General features: G+C 59.6%; 1 protein-coding gene. It reads left to right on the top strand.

Annotation, left to right across the window (positions count from 1 at the left end):
- On the top strand, positions 1-267 hold a 267-nt coding region (locus tag AF337_RS18380; RefSeq protein ID WP_152971130.1), incomplete at both ends, for a glycosyltransferase.

Here is a 267-nt window from a genome sequence, read left to right as displayed (position 1 = left end):
CGCGCAACCGCGGCATCCAGGAGGCCCGCGGCCCCTACATCGCCCCGGTTGATGCCGATGACACATGGCATCCCAGCAAGATCGAGCTCCAGCTTCAGGCGCTGCGGAAATTTCCCGACCGACAGGGGGTCGCCTACAACTGGTATGCGGCGATCGACGAGAACGGCATCATTTTCGGCCATTCACGACCGGTCATGCATCAAGGAAACATCTTCGAACCTCTGCTGAGGGAAAATTTCATCGGCAATGGCAGCACACCCCTGATGC

The sequence above is a fragment of the Rhizobium ecuadorense genome, from assembly GCF_001187535.1.
Taxonomy (GTDB): domain Bacteria; phylum Pseudomonadota; class Alphaproteobacteria; order Rhizobiales; family Rhizobiaceae; genus Rhizobium; species Rhizobium ecuadorense.
Note: the sequence above shows the minus strand (reverse complement) of the source record. Positions and strands in the feature narration are given on the sequence as shown.